At 42.8% G+C, this 21,682-nt stretch carries 14 protein-coding genes; all 14 read left to right on the forward strand.

Annotated features, from left to right (window positions below):
* Positions 1-3,695 precede the first annotated feature (3,695 nt).
* The gene (locus Tel_08590) at positions 3,696-3,875 is read left to right on the forward strand and encodes a hypothetical protein (GenBank protein ALP53209.1); all 180 of its coding nucleotides are present in this window, start codon (positions 3,696-3,698) and stop codon (positions 3,873-3,875) included.
* Positions 3,876-4,705: 830 nt separating this feature from the next.
* Positions 4,706-5,758, forward strand: coding sequence for a hypothetical protein (locus Tel_08595; GenBank protein ALP54789.1), 1,053 nt, complete (start codon positions 4,706-4,708; stop codon positions 5,756-5,758).
* 36 nt (positions 5,759-5,794) lie between these two features.
* Complete coding sequence (locus Tel_08600; protein ALP53210.1) at positions 5,795-7,207, forward strand: hypothetical protein; 1,413 nt, start codon at positions 5,795-5,797, stop codon at positions 7,205-7,207.
* A 532-nt stretch (positions 7,208-7,739) separates the two neighbouring features.
* Positions 7,740-8,162, forward strand: a complete 423-nt coding sequence (locus Tel_08605) for a hypothetical protein (protein ID ALP53211.1) — start codon at positions 7,740-7,742, stop codon at positions 8,160-8,162.
* 2,041 nt (positions 8,163-10,203) lie between these two features.
* Complete coding sequence (locus Tel_08610) at positions 10,204-11,463, forward strand: hypothetical protein (protein ID ALP53212.1); 1,260 nt, start codon at positions 10,204-10,206, stop codon at positions 11,461-11,463.
* Between the two features lie 685 nt (positions 11,464-12,148).
* Positions 12,149-12,541, forward strand: a complete 393-nt coding sequence (locus Tel_08615; GenBank protein ALP53213.1) for a hypothetical protein — start codon at positions 12,149-12,151, stop codon at positions 12,539-12,541.
* A gap of 157 nt (positions 12,542-12,698) precedes the next feature.
* The gene (locus tag Tel_08620; GenBank protein ID ALP53214.1) at positions 12,699-13,724 is read left to right on the forward strand and encodes a hypothetical protein; all 1,026 of its coding nucleotides are present in this window, start codon (positions 12,699-12,701) and stop codon (positions 13,722-13,724) included.
* Between the two features lie 48 nt (positions 13,725-13,772).
* Positions 13,773-14,801, forward strand: a complete 1,029-nt coding sequence (locus Tel_08625; GenBank protein ID ALP53215.1) for a UDP-glucose 4-epimerase — start codon at positions 13,773-13,775, stop codon at positions 14,799-14,801.
* Positions 14,802-14,970: 169 nt separating this feature from the next.
* Positions 14,971-15,720 (forward strand): hypothetical protein, encoded by a 750-nt coding sequence (locus tag Tel_08630; GenBank protein ID ALP53216.1) that lies wholly within the window; start codon positions 14,971-14,973, stop codon positions 15,718-15,720.
* A gap of 349 nt (positions 15,721-16,069) precedes the next feature.
* Positions 16,070-17,176 (forward strand): capsular biosynthesis protein, encoded by a 1,107-nt coding sequence (locus Tel_08635; protein ID ALP54790.1) that lies wholly within the window; start codon positions 16,070-16,072, stop codon positions 17,174-17,176.
* A gap of 1 nt (position 17,177) precedes the next feature.
* Positions 17,178-18,308 carry a UDP-N-acetyl glucosamine 2-epimerase gene (locus Tel_08640; GenBank protein ID ALP53217.1) on the forward strand — a complete coding sequence of 377 codons (1,131 nt, stop codon included), beginning with the start codon at positions 17,178-17,180 and terminating at the stop codon, positions 18,306-18,308.
* A 3-nt stretch (positions 18,309-18,311) separates the two neighbouring features.
* On the forward strand, positions 18,312-19,553 hold the full coding sequence (locus Tel_08645) for a glycosyl transferase family 1 (GenBank protein ALP53218.1): 1,242 nt from the start codon (positions 18,312-18,314) through the stop codon (positions 19,551-19,553).
* Positions 19,550-20,500 (forward strand): hypothetical protein, encoded by a 951-nt coding sequence (locus tag Tel_08650; GenBank protein ALP53219.1) that lies wholly within the window; start codon positions 19,550-19,552, stop codon positions 20,498-20,500. The genes Tel_08645 and Tel_08650 overlap by 4 nt, the downstream gene beginning before the upstream one ends.
* Positions 20,501-20,539: 39 nt before the next feature.
* Positions 20,540-21,562 (forward strand): glycosyl transferase, encoded by a 1,023-nt coding sequence (locus tag Tel_08655; protein ALP54791.1) that lies wholly within the window; start codon positions 20,540-20,542, stop codon positions 21,560-21,562.
* Positions 21,563-21,682: the final 120 nt, after the last annotated feature.

Genomic DNA, 21,682 nt, shown 5'->3' on the forward strand with positions numbered 1-21,682 from the left:
GCCCGTACTCTGGCTTGGTGATGATAGGCATTATGAAAATGCTAAAGCTGTGTTTGGGGATGATGTTGTAAGAATGCTACATTTTGTTCATCGTCCTTATCAGTTACAAGGTATAGAGTATTGCGGTGAGAATTCTGAATTCTTCTATTCTGAAAATTATTTAAGAGCTAAAGATATATGTATCAAAATGATGGATCGGTTAGATCTGTATGGAACGTTCGGCAGGCTAGATCGCGAAGTATATTTCCATAATCTTTGTATTTGGGCATTGGCTAAACTGGAAAAAGAGCGCCCAGATGCACTCCTTATGGTGGAAAGACCCCACTCCCATGCTCAATATTTAATATATGAAATATGTCTATTCTTAGGTGTTCATATTGCACACTTTATTGCGTGGGCAATACTGCCTTTGAATTTTCTATACGATAAAACGAATGGACATAATGTAAGGAAATCATTTGCTACCGACAGGGGAGCTATAGATATTTTTGACCAAGAACTAGATAAATACGTTTCTAAGCTTTCAGGGTTATCAGATAAAGAAGGTAAGCATGAGCCATCTTATATGAAGCATCAACGATTGAGGTCAAGATGGTTGGTTAAAAAGAAGGATGCTGTCACTAGAGGGAGTGTTTTGTTATACCGTGAAATTAGGCATCATTTAGGTAACAAGTTGAGGAGGCAATATAATCCAATAAACCCTTATGATATGGGAGTCTGGGGCTGGTCAAAAATAAGGTCTAAGAGGCAGGCTAAATTATTAGGTAGTTGTCGAAAAGCAGGTGTAAATGTAGAGTTTTCAAATCAATATGTTTACTTTCCGTTACATTTTGAGCCAGAAAGAACTACAAACCCTGATGGAGGAAGGTTCCATGATCACTTTGTGGTACTGGTTGCGCTTCGTAGCATATTACCCACGAATGTGGATATATTAGTAAAGGAACATCCTTCACAATTCTTTTATGCAAATAAAGGCTCTAGAGGCCGAAGTCCGTTATTTTATGATTTGGTAAAAAATATTAAAGGCGTACGTTTTGTTGGAACAGAAGGTGACTCAATTGATTTTATTAGAAAGTCAGTTTTTGTTGCCACAATTACTGGGTCTGTGGGTTTGGAAGCCGCTCTAATGGGTAAAAAATGTTTGACTTTCGGGCAAACATGGTACGAGGGTTGTCCAAACACGATTAATTGGAAAGATGGGATCACTTACGAAGATATTGTTAGTGGATATATTCAAAAGCCGGATAATATATTAGAATACTTAAGAAATGTGATGAACCAGTATAGCGTCCCTCTTTTACATAATCCTAGTGCTGATATTGTACATAAAGAATATGTGTCTGATGAGTTTCACCGGATTCAGCGAGATGAAGTGTCGAGATTAATTAGTGACTTTTTTGAGGCAGTATAAAGCCGGTTTTTAATGAATGCTTGACGACAAGATATAAAAATTCATTTGAATAGGCAGGCAGGTCGCTACAATGACAGTGAACGGGGTAATAATATTTTCAAGGCTGGACTCTAACCGTCTCCCAGGAAAGGTTATGTTGGATATATCAGGACGCCCTTTGCTTGGTAGGGTGATTGATAGAGCAAAGTGCATTCCGGAAGCAAATAAAATTATTGTGGCAACATCTTCACGTTCAATAGATGATCCTATCGCAACCTTTGCGAATGCAGAAGGTGTGGATTTGTTTCGGGGAAGTATAGATGACGTAGCATTGCGTGCATTGTGTGCTTGTGATGAATTCAACATAACAAAGTTTGCGCGAATTTGTGGGGATCGGCCTTTTTTTGATCCGGATGTGGTGTCGCATCTCTTTGCTATTCATGAAGATGGTGTCGATTTGGCTACTACTTCGTTCCCAAGAACATATCCACCTGGCTTGACGGGAGAAGTGATAAGAACAGAAGCATTACGTAGGGCTCTATCTCAAACTGATGATCCAGAAGATAAAGAGCATATTACGAGGTATTTTTACCAGCACCCCAATGAATTCGTTATAAGGAACATAGAAGCTCCAAAAGATATTGATTTGAATGGGCTACGTTTAGTCGTTGATGATGAATCAGATTTAGCACGTGCTAGATGGATTGCCTCTGGAGTAGTAAAAAACGGCAAAGACAATTGCAGAAATCTCAGACAGGTTGTTGATCTTGCACGTGAATGGGATCGTATAAATTTAGTTTAAGCGTGATATATATTAAATATTGAGGAAAAGCCATGATTGTTTTGGGTGTTCACGATGGGCACAATGCTAGTGCCGCGCTTGTAATCGATGGAAACCTAGTAGGTTCCATTGCTGAAGAACGTTTGTCACGCAATAAACACGAATATGGGTTTCCGGGACGGGCTATAAAAACTGTACTTGATACTGCGGGGATAACCATCGACGATGTTGATCATATCGCGATGGCAACTCCTACATTGCCTCCTGCTTATTATTACACTTCGCGTAATGCAAAGTTTTCTATAAGTGATTATTGGAAAGAGCAAAAAGAATACTGGTACCCAAAATTATATGAAAGTAAAGATCCTAGCTATATGGATATCTTTTCTGAGCATGTAGATCGCGATAACTTTCCTTATGATGAATCGCTTATTAGTGATGAAAAAGACTATAAAGGGATGTGGCAAGCACGTCTAGCGCATTTGTGTTTCACTCTTGGAGTCAGTAAAGATATCGTGTCTGTACATAACCACCATGAATGTCATGCGTATTATGGGTACTTAGCCTGTCCGTATCGTGAGAATGAGTCTGTTTTGGTTTACACAATGGATGGTGGTGGAGATGGTGTCAATGGAAGTGTATCGATAGGTCGCCCTGGTGAGACTTTAGAGATTATTTCCAAATCATCCAATTGCAATATCGGAAGAATATACCGATACACGACACTGTTATTGGGTATGCGCCCCGCCGATCATGAGTATAAATTGATGGGACTGGCAGCGTATAACAGTGGTGAATTTTCCCAAGAAGCTTACAATGTTTTCGCAGAGACTCTTCAAGTTGATGGTCTCGGGTTTAAATATAAGACTGAGGTGAAAGATCATTTTTTCCACTTTAAAGATCGATTAGAAGGTCAAAGATTCGACTCAATTGCGTATGGTATACAACGTCGAACAGAAGAGTTGCTAACAGAATGGATTAGTAATGGGGTTCAAGAAACAGGCATCGGTAATATAGTAATGTCTGGTGGAGTTGCCCAAAATATCAAAGCGAATAAAGCTATATGGGAAATGGATGGCGTGACTCAGTTGTTTATTCCACCTGGTCCTGGAGATGAGTCTATCTCGATTGGTGCAGCTTACGCTGAATCTATCAAGCAGGGATTAAAGGCTAATCAGTTTGAGCCTATTTCTAACGGTTATTTTGGGCCGTCTTACGATGATTCTTCTATTCGGAAGGCAATTGACAGCAGTGATTTGAAGGACTGGACTGTTAGGCAAGTTACTCCCGAAGATGTTGCCAATGTTTTAGCAAATGGTGATGTAGTCGCGCGTTTTGGTGCAGATAATGCGGAGTTTGGTGCGCGTGCTTTGGGGAATCGCTCTATAATTGCTGATCCGCGTCGCCCAGATGTAATTCATCATATTAACAAACTTGTGAAAATGCGTGATTTCTGGATGCCATTTGCACCAAGCATTTTGGCTGAGCGTGAAGATGATTATATGATTAATCCAAAAGGGATTGATGGGCGCTTTATGGCTATTGGCTTTGATTCAACACCACTTGCACGTGAACACTTGCCTGCAGGGCTGCATCCATTTGATCGCTCAGCAAGGCCTCAAATTGTTCGTAAGGAAGACAATCCTGGCTACCATGCGGTCATCAAGGCCTTTGAAAGTATCACAGGTGTTGGTGCTGTACTAAATACCTCATTTAACATTCACGGAGAACCAATAGTTGGTACGCCTGAACAAGCTATTGACACTTTCAGTCGCTGTGGCCTTCATCATCTGCTGCTAGGGTCATGGCTTATTAGCAAGCCTGCATCTAATTAGCCTTATTGATCAGCGAGCTTGGTTGAAAGCAGTATTATGGGAAGGTATTTAAATATCGGTATAGCTGTGATATGCCGTTATGATACGAGTACATTAACGGGTAAGCTTCTTTTCGATATTAGCGGTCGGCCTGTGCTTAGTTATACGATTGAACGTGTTCGGAAAGCAGCTCCAGGAATCTCTTTAGTCGTTGTTACGTCTACCGCCGCATCTGATGACCCCATAGTTTCTTATTGTAGAAGGTCAGGGCTTGAATATCTACGCATCGATGACAGTGAAGACGAACTAATTTATTGTATTGAATATTATGGTTGGGACTTTGCAGCCTGTCTAAGTGGTGAAGAATTGTTCCTTGATACGGGGGTGCTACGAGACATGATTGCTGTGGCTAATACTGATCACTTCGATTTTGTCTCTAACGTACCTGGAGATACGTTTCCTGGGGGTATGGCGGTTGAAATTATTCGGTCTGATTTTTATCGCTCAACCAAGACTAGCATCAATGCTAAGAAGCATGAGAAAGTATTTTCATGGCTTTATGAAAATGTCGAAATTGGTCAACGATACATATACGAAAACAGAATATGTCCAGAAGCTTCAGATTTGACACTAGTATTAGAGACATCAACTGACCTAGAACAAGCTCGTCAGATTATTCAATATGCAGGTTTACCCGCATCAAATCTTGGGTTACAGGAAATCTATTCGTTTCTAAGCCGTGAACTAAAGTCGTCTCCTTGGGAAGGTGCTGTTGGACCGTTATTGATAGCCGAGATAGGCGGCAACCATGAAGGAGATTTTAACCTTGCCAAACATATGGCAAACCTTGCAATTTCTTGTGGTGCAGATAGCGTTAAGTTTCAATTGTATCGAGGTAACACTCTAGTAAGTCCTGTGGAGAGTGCCGACAGGAATCGTCATTTTAAAAAATTCGAATTGACGAAGAATCAGCACATCTATCTTGCAGAGATGTGTCGTGATGCAAGCGTATCCTACTCGGCGTCAGTTTGGGATTTGGATATGCTCGATTGGATAGATCCATACCTCGAATTCTATAAAATTGGTTCTGGTGATATGACTGCGTGGCCTATATTGGCGGAATTTGCGCGGCGAGGAAAACCAATATTATTATCAACGGGACTGTCAACAATGGAAGAAATACTTCAGACGGTTGAATTCTTGAAGCGTATAAATCCTCGTTATTCTGAACCCAACATGCTTTGCATTTTGCAGTGCACCTCTATGTATCCTATACCCGATGAAGATGCGAATCTTAGAGTAATGGACTCATTGCGTGATGTTGCGCGTGCGTCTGTTGGATATTCAGATCATACAATCGGAATGGACGCCTTATTGGCAGCGGCAGCTATGGGAGCAAGAGTGTTGGAGTTTCATTTCACAGACGACCGTGAAGGCAAATCGTTCCGAGACCACAAAGTATCGTTAACTCCTGACGAGGTACAAAACTTAAAGAGTCAGATTAAACGCATCATAGCTTTGCGCGGTGATGGTGTGAAGTTGCCACAACCTAGTGAACTAGCTAACGAACATGAAGTGTCATTTCGCAGAGGCGTGTTTATACAGCGTCCGATGAAAGCCGGAGAACTAATAAAAGAAGACGATCTGGTCTTTTTACGCCCCGCTCACGGCACGGATGCACGTGATGCAGAGATGCTTATTGGTTGCAAAGTACTCCGTGATATAGAGCCTTTCAAGGCTATTGAGTCAGGTGTGGATTATTCAAACTCTTAGTCAGCTATGAGCGGCTATTTACTGTTTCAATTCTAAATGCCGAAGTTTATAGATTTCATGGATTCCTCTCCTCTCGTTACTGTTTATATTCCTTGTCGGAACTACGGTCGTTTTCTGCAGAAGTGTGTAGATAGTGTATTTGAACAGCTTTATACCAACTGGGAACTGATCATTGTTGATGAAGCGTCAGATGATGATAGCGCAGAGATAGCTCGTGATGTGTGTCGTCGTTATCCTGACAAAACGACATTTATACAAAACAAGAAGGCAACGGGATTGCAGAGACTTGCCAATACCGTTCTAGGAATATCTAAAGGTAAATATATGGTACGCCTAGACGCAGACGACTGGCTAGATGAATGCGCCTTGCTACTTATGGTTGCAAAGCTTGAAGCAACGCCTCATATAGGAATGGTATACGGTAACTACTTCTATACAGATCCTGAAGGTAAAATTATCGGAATAGAGCGCAGGCACAAGCTTGGTAATGAAGATACCGTAGGACATTTACCGCCACATGGCGCCTGTACTATGTTTCGCACGCGCGCGCTTAAGGCGGTTGGTGGATATTCTGAGGACGTCAATGCTCAAGATGGTTGGGAGCTCTGGTACAAGCTATATAAAAGAATTGGTGCTGCAAACCTAGATATACCGGTTTTTTATTATCGACAGCATGGGAGTTCATTAAGTCATGACTCAAAACGTTTGCTTGTTGCTCGTACACGTATCTTTGATCGTATAAGCGAAGCATTGGAAGGGGATTATAAGCCAAAGAATATTGCTGTTATTCCAGTGCGCGAGTCCTATCCCGGATTTGAGGGTGTGCCCTACCGCGAATATGAAGGAATGTCTTTGCTGGAGAGAGCAATTTTAACTGCGGCGCAGTCGGATAAGATAGACCGTATCATTGTGTCATCTCAGAGCCAGAAAGTACTCGATTACGCACAGGAGTTAGCGGAGACTGGGCGGGTACCAGAACATTTAAGAGTTCTGCGAGATGAGGATGAATGTTCTGGAAGGAATATTCCAATTAGAGATTTAATGATTAATGCGGGTAGCTATTACGCCGAGGTAGAAGGGGTGTTCCCAGATGTGATGGCGTTTTTAAGTATGCATGCAGTTCATCGACGTGTTGAACATATAGATAAGGCATTAAACGTACTAAGAATTACTGAGAGTGATACTGTTGTTTCCGTTCAGGAAGAGCGTGAGCCCATGTTTACTCATGGTGAAAACGGGTTGGCGTTATTTAATCCAGGGCGTTTTCAGGATTTGACATATGATCGGGAACGTTTGTACCGTTTTAATGGCTCGATCATTGCAACCTGGTGGGAAGTTTTGAAAGAGCATCATTTATTTGGTGAAAAAATATCATTCATCGAAATGTCCACTGAAGATAGTTATCAAATAAAGAATGCTTCGATGTTAATCAATAACAGTAATCAATAGTATGCCACTACAACCTAAATTAATTAGTGATGCAATTGAAAATGGCTGGGATCATGTATTTATGATTAACAGTCCGGTTGTTGCGATGGTGGCTAGAATGGTTATTGACGCATACAAAATTCCAGATGGAAATATTGTCTGTGTTTCAATGCGTAGAGCAGACACCTCACTGGTTTGCAAGCGAGCGTATCTTTCTAAGGTTAAATGGTTTGATCGATACGTGGTAAGAGGATTGGGTTTCAGTCCAGCTGGTAGACGTATACTTAGTAAGGTTAACAAAAATAATAATAACTTTGTGGTCTATGCGGCATGGGTGTATCCGGAAGTAGAAAGCTTATTGAAATCTAAAAATTGTGCAGGACATGTATATCTAGAAGAAGGTCAGTTATCTTATTATAAAGCCAACGCTTATCCTTCTGATAAAAAATTGTCTTGGCGGTTTAGAAAAAAGCAGAAACTATCGGGGAACTCCGATTATCAATATCGTGATGATGCAGCAGCCTGGATAGGTATATTGCCAGATGTATTTCCTTTGATGCCTGAAGATAAGCGGGTTGTACTGCAGAACTTCAGCGATGTATGTCAAAAGTATTCCGCCCGATTGAAGGGGGTAAAAAAGATAGGGCTTATGCCAACACCTCACAGGATTCCTTTCGAAAAGCTCAAAGCTGCGTTGGAATTGCTTATAGAAAAAATGCCGGATGGCGGCGTTATTAAGTTGCATCCAGGGTTTAGAAAAATGCCTGAGAGTAGACAACACCTAAATTCGTTATTGCAAAATATTTCGCCAGGTAATGTTGAATTTTGTGATGATAGCGTTGTATTAGAGTTAGAAATGCTGGCAGAGCCTAAGACACTAATAGGTGCTAGAAGCTCCTTGACTAAGTATGCTGAAGGCTTTGGGTCAGACTTTGAATATGTTGAATTTGATGGGTACACGGCGCCTAATAACTGAGGCCACTTGATCGCTATCGTTATTGACTAGGTACATCAAACATGTGTGGCGTAGTAGGATTTTTCAAACCTAAAGGACTAACTGATTATGAGAAGAGTAAAGTGCTTTCCTCTATGTGTAATCAGTTGGTGCATCGAGGTCCGGATGATGAGGGGAAATGGATTGATGCTGAATCCGGGATTGCCTTGGCACACAGGCGCCTTTCAATTGTAGACTTAACATATGCTGGTCACCAGCCAATGGATTCTACATCCGGGCGCTATTGTTTGATTTTTAATGGAGAACTATATAACCACTTAGAGATCAGGCGGAAATTAGGTGAAGGTATAGTCTGGCGGGGAACCTCGGACACTGAGACTCTGGTAGCTGCCATAGAACACTGGGGTATAATCAAAACCTTGCAAGCCTGCGTTGGTATGTTCGCAATTGTCGTTTGGGATCGCATAGAAAGGACACTGTCATTAGCTAGAGATAGAATGGGTGAAAAGCCTCTTTATTTTGGCTGGCAAGATGACACGCTATTATTTGCTTCAGAGCTTAAAGCTCTAAAAGTACATCCGGCATTTAAGAAGGAAATTGATAGAGATGTCCTGTCTCTGTATTTACGATTAGGATATATTCCAGCACCATGGAGTATCTGGCGAGGCATACGTAAGCTTAAACCTGGTTGTGTAATCTCATTTTCTTCTGATTCTGCAAATAGGTATCCTGAGCCCGTTGTGTATTGGTCTTTTGAAGATGTGGTTGTTCGTGGATCGCAGTCTCCTTTTGAAGGTTCATATGAAGAAGCTATACATTCCTTAGAAAGCATTCTGGGCAATGCTGTGTCTGGTCAGATGGTTGCAGATGTTCCCTTGGGAGCTTTTCTTTCAGGGGGAGTGGATTCCTCTGCGATTGTTGCTTTAATGCAAGAGCGTGCAAGTCGTCCTATTAAAACGTATTCGATAGGATTTCATGAACAGGACTATGATGAGGCGTTGCACGCAAAAAAGGTCGCTTCGCATCTGGGTACTGAGCATACGGAATTCTATATTACACCGAAGGAAGCCTATGAAGTAGTTCCAGAATTGCATACGATATACGATGAACCCTTTGGGGATTCATCCGCCATACCTACTCATTTGGTGTCAAAGCTGGCGCGGCAAGAGGTAACTGTAGCTCTAAGTGGCGATGGTGGTGATGAGCTATTTGGTGGGTATGGGCGCTATTTTAATAAAAAGGCTGAGCATTTAAGGAAAGTCTTACGAGTCACGCCAACTGTGGCCATAAGCGCGATAAAACACTTGTTTGAAGCTATTCCAGTACCTAGCTCAAAATTCGCCTCTAATATTGAAGCACGACTCCAGTTAGTCGAAGACTTGGCTAAATGTAATGATTTTCAATCTTTTTATCAGCGATTTACTAGCCAATGGGCTCCCCCGCCGGTAAGTTTTGACTCAAAGTCTTTAACCTATGGTTTGGATTCTCGTGTATTGAAAAATATTCAAGATCATGTTGGGAAGATGATGGCCATGGATACCTGTGTTTATATGCCGGATTGTATACTTACTAAACTTGATCGTGCCGCAATGTCGACGAGTCTGGAGACGCGGGTGCCTTTGCTAGATCACCGAGTGGTTGAATTTGCATGGCGTATTCCTATTACTATGAAGGTTAATGAAGGTAAGGGTAAGTGGATATTCAAACAATTACTTTACCGTCATGTACCGAAAGAATTAATTGAAAGACCCAAACAAGGATTTGGTGTGCCTGTGGGGAGCTGGATTAAGGGACCTCTCCGAGAATGGGCTGAAAGTCTTTTGGATGCACAGAGACTTAGAGAGCAGGGTTTGCTTGATTCAAGCCGAATAAGGGATCGATGGGCTGAACACGCGTCAGGGTATCGAAATTGGCAGCACCCGTTATGGGTTATTTTGATGTTTCAGGCGTGGGCCGAAGCTCAGTAGAGTTGTCATGCGTGAATCTGTGCATGAGGTATATTAATGGTCAATTATTTTTGTACTGGATCGCAAATTTACGTTAGAGACCGGTAATATATGATATGGATTACGATTATTATGAGTCTGTCCAGCGATCGACGAATTCTATTTTAAAGCATCTTCAGACCATCGCTTTATGCTTCTATGCATTTTCCTTAAATATAGAATTTTTTGATCCCTTTAATAGCGGAGGTAGTTTTTCCTTTGCTAAGCTGGCGGGATTAATTTACTTGTTTTTTATTTTTCTTTCATTTAATAAGTACTTCATACTGCGAAAAAGAATTATTTATTGCTTATGGCCTATATGGGGTGTCTTTTTAGTCATGACAATAAATGGGCTCGCTCATATTAATTCTCTTTCAAGTAATTTTTTTGATGTCGCCTTTTTTCTTAATTTGATAATGATTTTTGTCATGATTAATCATGGCATAGTCGATACGAAAGTTCTGGATCTGGCAATGCTTTCTTTCGCTATAGGTGCTGCAATAATCAGTATTTTTATGTTCTTAGGGATCGGCGTAGAAGAAATCGGTCAAGGTAGAATTAAGCTTATAGGTACTAATATTAATTCGTTGGGTATTAAGCTCAGTATTGCATTTAGCATACTTATGAGTTTTTTCTATAATGATAGGCTGAAATTTGGTGTAAATAGGTATTGGTTTGTATTGGCTATTCCCTTTCTGCTTACTGCAATCGTTCAAACAGGATCAAGATCAGCTTTATTAGTAATGATTTTAACGTTCTTGACTATGATTTTTCTATTTAAGGGAAAAAACATTATAAAGAGAATTATTTTTTATCTGATGGCGATTGCATTATTTTCACTAGGCATTGAATTTATTCTAAATTCAGATGTAATGATGGCGCGCTTATCTTCACTCGCATTTGAGGCCTCGGAACGCGATGGCATGGGAGTGCGCTTAGATGTATGGGCTGTTTATATACCACTAGCCCTAGAGAATCCTATTATCGGATTGGGTAAGACTGGGTTCGAATATGAGGCAATCCAATTATTTGGTGGAGTGAAAAGTCCTCACAACGTAGTATTAGAGATAATGCTGTATAGCGGAATCGTTGGAGTAATTCTATTTCTTTTTTTTATATTTAAAATTATGCGTTGCGCATTTCTAGCTTACCGATACTCTTCTAATGAATTGCCAATACTTCTATTGCCTGCGATATTCGTAATGGTTGGCGCGAATCAAGTGCTCAATATTAAGGTTAGTTGGTTTCTATTTGCCTATATTGTCGTTATATATTTAAAGCATTTTAGACTCAGAGTGCGAAAAATATCGTCCAATGAAAATACTATGTATTATTGACTCTCTTGGTTCTGGTGGTGCCCAACGTCAAATGACGTATCTGGTAAAAGGGCTTAAGAAGCAAGGCCATGATGTGAGTTTATTTATATATCAACCAGGTCATAATCATTTTAGATCGACTATTGAGTCTATAGGAATTCCAATTTATGAAGTGGAAAGAAATGGCCGCAAAGGGTTCTCCTTGCTTGTGCTATGGAAGCTTTATTTGCGACTAGTTGGAGGGATGGATGGTATAGTTAGCTTCCTTCCTACGGCCAATGTCTACGCAGCCTTAGCTAAGGTTATGGTTCCTAACTGCCGTTTAATCGTTAGCCAAAGAACTTCATCTGTAGCTGTAACTTCAAAGGTTCGCAAATGGATATCTTGTTTTGCGTATTATTGTGGATCAACAGTAACCACTAATAGCCAAACCGAAACGGATGTCCTTCGCAAAGCGCTGCCACGGTTGGCAGGCAAGATTCATACGGTTTGGAATGGATATGACTTTGATGAATTCGAATTAGAGCGCTCTCGAAATATAGGGGTGCGAAAACTTTTAGTTGTCGGGCGTGTCGCGTATATGAAAAACGGCTTGAGGCTTCTTCAGGCTTTAGATCTGTTTCAACGTCGAAATGGTTGGTTGCCATATGTACAATGGGCGGGCCGAAGAGAAACGAGCGCACACTCTTATAAGATTCAGATGGAAATGGATCAGTTTTTGAAGAAGCACCCGATGGTTGCTGATCGTTGGGCATGGTTGGGAGAAGTTAGTAATGTCGATCAGCTTTATAGAGAAAGCGATGCTTTGGTCCATGTTAGCTTATTTGAGGGGCTTCCTAATGTGGTTTGCGAGGCGATGATTGCTGGGTGCCCGGTTATTGCTTCCGATGTATGTGATCATCCAATACTACTAGGACGAGGCGAGCGTGGATTGTTATGTGATCCGCTATCACATGAGGCTATTTGTGAAGCTATTGAGAGGCTTGATTCTATGGCAGAGAATGATCGCACAACAATGGTTCTTAAAGCACGTGAGTTTGCCGAAAAAAATTTGGGGATAGAACGTATGGTCAAAGAATATGAGGCATTTCTCACTTAAGTATATTTGTTAGAGGGAGAGAAGCGTAGAAGTATAACGTTTTATCTATAAATTAATTGAATTTATGTCAAGTGCTCTCAAATTATTAATTGTAGGATCTTTTTTAGCCGAAGAGAAAAGGGTCTTTGGTGGTATAGCAAGATCTTGCCAAACTCTAATGCAGTCGACGTTCTCAAAGCGGTTTACCATCATTCCAGTCGATTCGACACAAATTTCAAATCCGCCGCCCGGCTTGTTGATACGTAGCGTTTTGGCGCTGAGACGTTTGGCCATTTTTATTGGGCTGTTGATTCGGCACCGCCCGGATGGCGTGTTATTGTTTACAGCCGTTGGTGTCAGTTTTATCGAAAAATCGCTGATGGCCTGGGTGAGTCGCATATTTGGTTGTACATCGTTTATCTTTCCACGAGGTGGTAGGCTGATTGATCAAACGGAACAATCTCATTTAATGTTTTTTATCGTTAGTACCTTACTTAAGGGGGCAGACGTTTTCCTTAGTCAAGGTCCTAGTTGGAGTGACTTCGCTGTAAAAAGAATGGGTTTCAATCCTTCCAGGGTACATGAAATTCCAAACTGGACTGCGACAGAGCATCATTTAAAAATTGGCTCGCAACGTGATTTTGATGCTAACAGAAAACCTCCTTGTATACTTTTTGTTGGTTGGCTAGAGGAATTTAAGGGGGTATTCGACTTATTGGAAGCCGCTCATAACCTCGTAAAACAAGGCCACATTTTTAAACTTACATTTGCTGGTAGCGGGCACGCTGAGGAACCAGCAAAAGGATTTGTTAAGAAAAACCACTTAGAAAATGTAATAACTTTTGTCGGTTGGGTGGATTCGGAAGATATAGGAGAATTGTTGAGTGCAAATGATATCTTCGTGCTCCCGTCTTGGGCTGAAGGATTACCCAATTCTATGATTGAAGCGATGGCTGGAGGACTTGCGGTAGTCGTGACCAATGTGGGAATGATTCCGGATTTCGTTAAAGATAAAAAACACGCGTTACTTGTGCCTCCCAAAGATGCCAAGTCTCTAGAGGAAGCATTGAGTCTTTTAATTACTGATGCGGAATTGCGTTGTCAAATCGCAATTAATGGTTTTGAAATGGCTTCACGAGAGTTTTCTGTCGAGCCAGTTATCGGTAAGCTTGGAGACGTAATTGAAGCGGCGATATTGCGGTAGTGCTAGCGTGTTTTCAGAATTATAAATGCTTTGGGATTGGATATTGAAATGTTCAAAGATAATGTATTGCTGATTACCGGTGGAACAGGTTCATTTGGGAACGCGGTTTTACGACGTTTCCTAAACAGTGATCTTTCAGAGATACGTATATTGAGCCGAGATGAAAAAAAGCAGGACGATATGCGCAAGTTGTACAGTGATCCTAAGCTTAAATTTTACATAGGTGATGTGCGTGACTATGACTCAGTATTGAGCGCAACCCGTGGTGCTGATTTCGTATTTCATGCGGCAGCTTTAAAGCAGGTTCCGTCTTGTGAATTTCATCCGCTCCAAGCGACCAAGACTAATGTGCTGGGTACCGAAAATGTGCTAGAAGCAGCAATTGTTTGTAACGTCCAAAGAGTGATTTGTTTAAGTACAGATAAGGCAGTTTACCCGATTAATGCAATGGGAATATCTAAGGCGTTAATGGAAAAGGTGGCTGTCGCTAAATCGCGTATCAAAAGCAATACCACAATATGTGTTACACGTTATGGTAATGTTATGGCATCGCGTGGGTCAGTAATTCCGCTATTTGTTGACCAGATTCGTGGGGGGCAGTCGATTACAATTACTGATCCAAATATGACACGTTTTATGATGACGCTGGATGATGCAGTAGACCTAGTTTTGTATGCATTTGAGCATGGTAAACCCGGGGATATTTTTGTGCAAAAAGCACCTGCTGCAACTATTGAAACGTTGGCTAAAGCACTGACCGAATTGATGGAAGTGCCTGAGCATCCAGTGAATATGATCGGGACCCGCCATGGAGAAAAACTCTACGAAGCTTTGTTAAGTCGAGAAGAAATGGCGGAGGCAGAAGATATGGGAAGTTATTTCCGTGTCCCCCCAGATTTACGCGATCTTAATTACGGTAAGTTTGTTGATCAGGGTGAGGAGCGCATTTCGCACTCAGAAGATTATAACTCCCACAATACTGATCGGCTTGATGTTGACAGGATGAAAAGCATGCTGATAAGGCTTGCCTTCGTTAGGGCTGCTGCACGTGGCGAATATATTGAACCAGAAGAATAGTACAACGCCTATTGATACCATGCAAAGTCAGGTTAAATCAATTTTGCTAATTGGCATGAATCGTTCTGGTACTAAGTGGTTGTCGAATATTTTCTGTAACCATTCTGATGTTATAGGAATACAGCACCAACGTCATTTTGGTATTGTAGAAACAAATATGTTTGGAGTTATGCAGGCTAAATTTGGGGAGCTGTCTGCACTGGATGATTATATTGGTTTTATAGAGCTTTGGTCTAAAACTGACTTTTTTAAAATCTCTGGAGTCGATAAGGAGTTATTCTATAAATTAGATCCTAGGCCAACAAGTTATTGTGAGCTATTCGATATTCTTATGTCAAAGGTGGCCAGTAATCTCAATAAGCCTTTTTGGCTACAAAAAACGTCCCCTTTGAATGTATATGTCTTGGAGAAAAAGTTTTTGCGATATTTTGGAGATAGTTTTTTTATATTAATACAAAGAAACATGATTGATACATTAAAGTCAAATACGCAGCTTTCCCAGCAAAGACAGCAATCTATATTTCGTATTGTTCAAAGAGTATTTTCGTACACGTTACAAAAGAAAATTATGATTTATATTTCTAGAAATTATGATGTCGCGCTTGTCTCTTATGAGGATTTGTTGATTAGTCCTGAAAAAGTAATCAAAGGGATATGTGAAAAGATTGGGATAGAATATCAGCCTAATATGCTTGAGGTGTTTTATAATAAAAATACCTCGTTTTCTACAAAAGCAGATCGTAAATCAGTCTTTTATAAGTACCAGATGTTTGTAATTTACTTAGTGTATTTTATATTTCAGTTATTTCCTTTGAAATTGCTCAGCAAAATGTATGAATTTAGCAAAAGGAAAAAGCTGGTTTTTCCTTTTGTGTTTGGTACATTTTCAGAAATTAAAGAAAAGCACAATCTTCTTTGATCTATATGACCTATATTTGGTTTTATAAACTTTCTTCTTTTGGCTTTAAGTTTTACAGGGATTGTTGAGTAAATCGAATCGGTTCCCAGTTTATTTACGCCTTATAGAAATCGCACCGCCTCTATAGAATGACAGATAATCATACGTTAGACCAAAGGGCTCAGGATTCGAATGAGTTGTAAAAGAATAAATACGGGTACTTAATTAAATGATCCGTAATAATCAGTGAAATTAAGCAGTGTTTTTAGCCGATTCTGGTTTCAGTAGCTGTGGATATAATTGTAAATTGTGCGGATTGTTTCTCGTGAATGTATTCAGCGCTTGAGGAATTATGTTGGTGGATGAGAAAATGCGTATTTTAATAACTGGTTCAAATGGGTTTATCGGTAAAAACCTTATGTTAAAACTGAGCGAGTTAAAAAAATATGATGTATGCGAGTTTGTTCGAGACGACTCGTTTGACTTATTAAATGAGCTGATATCAAAGGCAGATGTCATTATCCATCTTGCCGGTGAAAATCGTCCGAAATGTATTGAGGCATTTGAAACTGTAAATGTAAATTTAACGCAATCAATTTGCGAGCTTATTAGAAAGTCAAATAAAAAAATTCCGATAATTCTAGCCTCTTCAATTCAGGCAGATAGAGATAATCCATATGGGAGAAGTAAGCTTGAAGCCGAACGTGTGGTACAAAAGTTTGCTAGTGAGACGGGTAATCCTGCCTATATATATCGTTTGCCAAATGTTTTCGGGAAATGGTGTAAACCTAATTACAACTCGGTGGTTGCTACTTATTGCTACAACATCGCCCACAATTTACCGATTACAATCAATGATGCCACGATAACGTTAAAGTTGGTATATATTGATGATGTGGTTGATGAATTCATACGTGTGATTGGCCTAGAACCTAAAGGTATTTCGCGGCCGGTCGTAGAGCCAGAATACACAATTACTCTTGGTGACTTGGCCGAACAGATACAAGCATTTAGGTCTTCTCGTGAATCCCTCGTTTCTGAACCAGTTGGCGTGGGTTTGGTGCGCGCCTTGTATTCAACTTATGTTAGCTATTTCAACGCCGATCAGTTCTCTTATTCCCTGCCCAGCTACGAAGATGATCGGGGCATATTCGTTGAGATGTTAAAGACGAAAGATAGCGGCCAGTTTTCTTTCTTTACGTCTCTCCCAGGGGTCACGAGAGGAGAGCATTATCACCATTCTAAAACCGAAAAGTTTCTTGTTATCAAAGGTTCAGCCCATTTTAGATTTCGTCATTTAATTACTAATGATACCCATGAAATTTATACAACTGGTAGTAAGCCGCAAGTCGTGGAGTCAATACCAGGGTGGGCACATGACATCACTAACGTTGGGGAAGATGAAATGATAGTTATGTTATGGGCAAATGAAATATTTTGTCGTGTTCGGCCTGATACCATTGCTTGCAAGGTCTAATATGAAGAAATTAAAAGTCATGACCGTGGTTGGGACGAGGCCGGAGATTATTCGTCTATCTCGCGTTCTTGTTCGATTAGATGAATTTTGTGACCATATTTTGGTCCATACTGGGCAAAATTATGATTACGAACTCAACCAGATATTTTTCGAAGATCTAGGCATTCGTAAGCCGGATTATTTTTTGAACGCAGCGGGGGAGAGCGCGGCTCAGACCATTGGCGCTATTATAGCGTCCATAGATAGCGTATTATTGGATGTAAAGCCTGATGCGCTGCTGGTACTGGGTGATACCAATAGCTGTCTGTCCGTATTGCCCGCGAAGCGACGAAAGATTCCTGTGTTTCATATGGAGGCAGGTAACCGCTGCTTTGATCAGCGGGTGCCAGAAGAAATCAATCGACGTATCGTCGACCATACCGCCGATATTAATCTTACTTATAGCTCTATTGCCCGCGAATACTTGCTGCACGAAGGCCTCTCACCTGATTTGGTAATTAAGACAGGAAGTCCGATGTTCGAAGTTTTGAGTTATTATCGGCATGGTATTGAAGGCTCTGATGTGCTTGAGCGCTTAGGTCTTGAATCAGAGCAATATTTTGTGGTTAGCGCCCATCGCGAAGAAAATATCGAGTCAGAGAGTAAGTTTGAGAAGCTTGTAGAAGTGCTGAACGTGATAGCCGAGAATTATGGCCTGCCAGTGATTGTCTCTACTCATCCACGTACGAGAAAGCGCGTAGATGCTGCCGGGGTCAGATTTCATTCTCTGGTGCGATTGCTTAAACCACTTGGGTTCAATGATTACATCAATCTGCAAATGAGCGCGAAGGCAGTGCTTTCGGACAGCGGTACGATAACTGAAGAATCGTCTATTCTTAATTTTCCGGCACTAAATATCCGCGAAGCGCATGAGCGACCGGAAGGTATGGAAGAGGCTTCAACTATGATGGTCGGTTTCGAGTGTGAGCGGGTAATGCAGGGTTTGGCAATTCTTGACAGCCAGCCGCGTCATCAGAATCGTCTGTTGCGTCAGGTTGACGATTATTCTATGCCTAATGTTTCCGACAAGGTTGTACGTATAATTCATAGTTATACTGATTATGTTAATCGTGTGGTTTGGAAAAAATATTAAGCAATGCGAATCTTGGTTGTAACACAGTACTTCTGGCCGGAGAATTTCAGAATCAATGATCTAATTGCAGAGCTCAAGCAGAGAGGCCACGAGCTTACTGTGTTAACCGGAAAGCCAAATTATCCTTTAGGCGAGGTATTTCCCGAGTTTCGGCGCGCTCCTTCTTTGTTCTCAAATTATGAGGGTGTGGAAATTTTTCGGGTTCCGATGTTGCGTCGTGCTCGAGGGTCGGTGCGTTTAATTTTGAATTATCTGAGTTTTGTTTTGGGTGGCTCACTTTGGGGCCCCTGGTTTCTCCGCAAGCGTGAATTCGACGTCGTCTTTATTTACGAGCCTTCGCCAGTTACGGTGGCTTTGCCCGCCATTCTTCTGGGTCGGATTAAGAAAATCCCCGTCGTGTTTTGGGTGCTTGATCTATGGCCGGAGACACTTGCTGCGATAGGCGTTGTGCGCTCACCTAGACTTCTTCGTTGGATTGGTCATTTGGTACAATTTAGTTACAACAATTGCGATATTGTGCTTGGCCAGTCCAGGGCATTTATTGATGGAATTGCGAAGTATTGTTCGGATAAAAGTAAAATACGTTATTATCCTAGCTGGGCCGAGGACGTGTTTTTAGACAATGCCTCTGAGAAAGCAAATGAGATCCCTGTACGGGGCCGCACATTTGACATTCTCTTTGCGGGAAATATTGGAGAGGCACAGGATATGCCGTCGATTTTGTCAGCGGCTGAATTACTGAAACATGACGATGGGGTACGTTGGATTATTGTCGGCGACGGACGGAAGTCGGAATGGCTAAAGGCGGAAGTTGAGCGCCGTGGGTTGGCCGAAAAGGTATTGCTTTTAGGTCGCTATTCTGTTGATCGAATGCCATCATTTTATGCTCATGCAGATGCATTACTGGTATCGCTAATGAGTGATGCGGTGTTCAGTATGACGATTCCAGGTAAGCTCCAGACTTATCTTATGGCAGGCGTTCCTGTGTTAGGGATGCTTGATGGCGAGGGTGCTTCCGCCATTAGACAGGCAAAGGCCGGATTTACCTGTCCTGCTGGTGATGCTAATGGCCTGGCCGCTGCCGTGAAGCAGCTGGCTGCTATGCCTGAATCTGAGCGCCGAGATATGGGCTTGAATGGGCGGCGTTATGCGCAAAGAGAGTTTGACCGAGATATGCTGATAAGCAAACTGGAAGGTTTTTTTGAAGAGGCTATATTGAGTTATCGAGAAAGGGAAACCATTTGATCGCAATTACAGGCGCTTCTGGCTTTGTTGGTGAGCGGCTGTGTCAACGGACTCAGCATGAAGGCTGGCAGGTCCGGCGCATAGTCCGGCGCGCTGAGCATGCTGGGGGTGTGGTTGTCGGTAACATCTGTTCCGATACCGATTTTGCATCAGCATTGGCCGAAGTGGCCTGTGTTGTGCACCTCGCCGCCCGAGTCCACGTCATGCAGGATGTTTCTGCCGATCCCTTGGCGGAGTTTCGGCGCGTTAATGTCGAAGGCACGTTGAATCTTGCGAGGCAGGCGGCCGCAGCAGGGGTGAGGCGGTTCGTCTATGTCAGTTCGGTGAAGGTCAATGGCGAGGCGACACGGCCGGGTCACCCGTTTACGGCGTGTGACGGGCCTTCGCCAACTGATCCCTATGGGGTTTCTAAATTTGAGGCCGAGCAGGGGCTGTTGTCGCTCGCCCGTGAAATAGGCATGGAGGTGGTGATCGTCCGTCCACCGTTGGTCTATGGCCCAGGAGTTAAAGCCAATTTTCTTGAGATGATGCGGTGGCTGGACAGGGGGATTCCGCTGCCGTTGGGGGCGATTCGCAACAAACGCAGTCTGGTGGCGCTGGACAATTTAGTCGATCTAATCATTACTTGCATTGATCATCCCGCCGCGGCCAACGAGGTGTTCCTGGTCAGCGATGGCGAGGATTTGTCCACCACCGATTTGCTTCGTCGGACCGCGATGGCGCTGGGCAGACCGTCACGACTGATTCCGCTGCCAACGGTTATGTTGTCCGCTGGTTTGTCAGCAATCGGAAAAGGTGACTTGGCGCGGCGGCTGTGCGATTCCTTGCAGGTGGATATCAGCAAGACGCGGGAACGGTTGGGCTGGGAGCCGCCGGTCAAGATTGACGTAGCGCTCAGGAAAACCGCCGAGGATTATCTCGCGCGCAGGACAGGCGATGCCCGATAGCACCGGGATGTAGTACTATCCCACGCCATGAAAACTGAAATCATATGGATGTGGCTGCTGGCCGGTGTGCTGTCTTGGGGACTCACCGGCCTTTTGCGTCGTTATGCCTTGGAGCGCAGCCTCCTGGATCTGCCCAACGAGCGCAGTTCGCATGCAGTTGCCATGCCTAGGGGGGGCGGACTGGCAATTGTGTTGACCTGCCTGGCCGGAGTATTGTTCGCAGGATGGGCAGGAATGATTGCGCTGAATGTGGTCTGGGCGTTGCTCGGGGCCGGTGCGCTGGTTGCACTGGTTGGTTGGCTGGACGACCACGGCCATGTGGCGGCGCGCTGGCGACTATTGGCCCATTTTTTAGGTGCGATGTGGGTGCTTTGGTGGCTTGGCGGCTTGCCGCCCTTATTATTGCTGTTCGGCGCTGTGATCGACCTCGGCTGGCTTGGCCATGGGGTAGGGGTGCTTTATCTGGTCTGGCTATTGAATTTATATAATTTCATGGACGGCATTGATGGTATCGCTGGAATCGAGGCGGTGACTGTTTGTTTCGGGGGCGGGGTCCTCTATATTTTCTCTCCGATGGCAAATCAGGAATGGATTGTGCCGATACTGCTTTTGGCAACAGTGCTTGGGTTTCTTGTGTGGAATTTTCCGAAAGCCAGGATATTTATGGGGGATGCAGGCAGCGGCTTTCTCGGCATGATGCTCGGTGTCTTGTCCCTTCAAGCTGGGTGGGTGGCACCTGAATTATTTTGGGGCTGGCTGATACTGCTCGGTGTCTTTATCGTGGATGCGACGGTAACATTATTTCGCCGGGTACAGCGCGGTGATAAATTTTATGAGGCCCACAGGAGCCATGCCTACCAGTACGCATCAAGGTATTACGGTTCCCATAAAAAGGTGAGTCTGGCGGTGGGTTTTATCAATTCGCTCTGGCTATTACCGGTCGCGATCCTGGTTGGATTGGGGGTATTGGATGGGGTTATCGGGATGGTTTTGGCGTATGCGCCGCTGATTCTGCTGGCATTTCGATACAAGGCCGGCGCCAGAGAATTGCAGGTAGGGTGAAGGGAGGTAGTATGTTAGGCATCTTCACATTGGGCTTGAAACGGTTGCTACTCCCCCCGACTTGAATGCCAATCCCAAAGATCCACAGCAAGGCGGTTCGTCGGCCTATTTTATTGTTTT

The organism is Candidatus Tenderia electrophaga (genome assembly GCA_001447805.1).
Taxonomy (GTDB): Bacteria; Pseudomonadota; Gammaproteobacteria; order Tenderiales; family Tenderiaceae; genus Tenderia; species Tenderia electrophaga.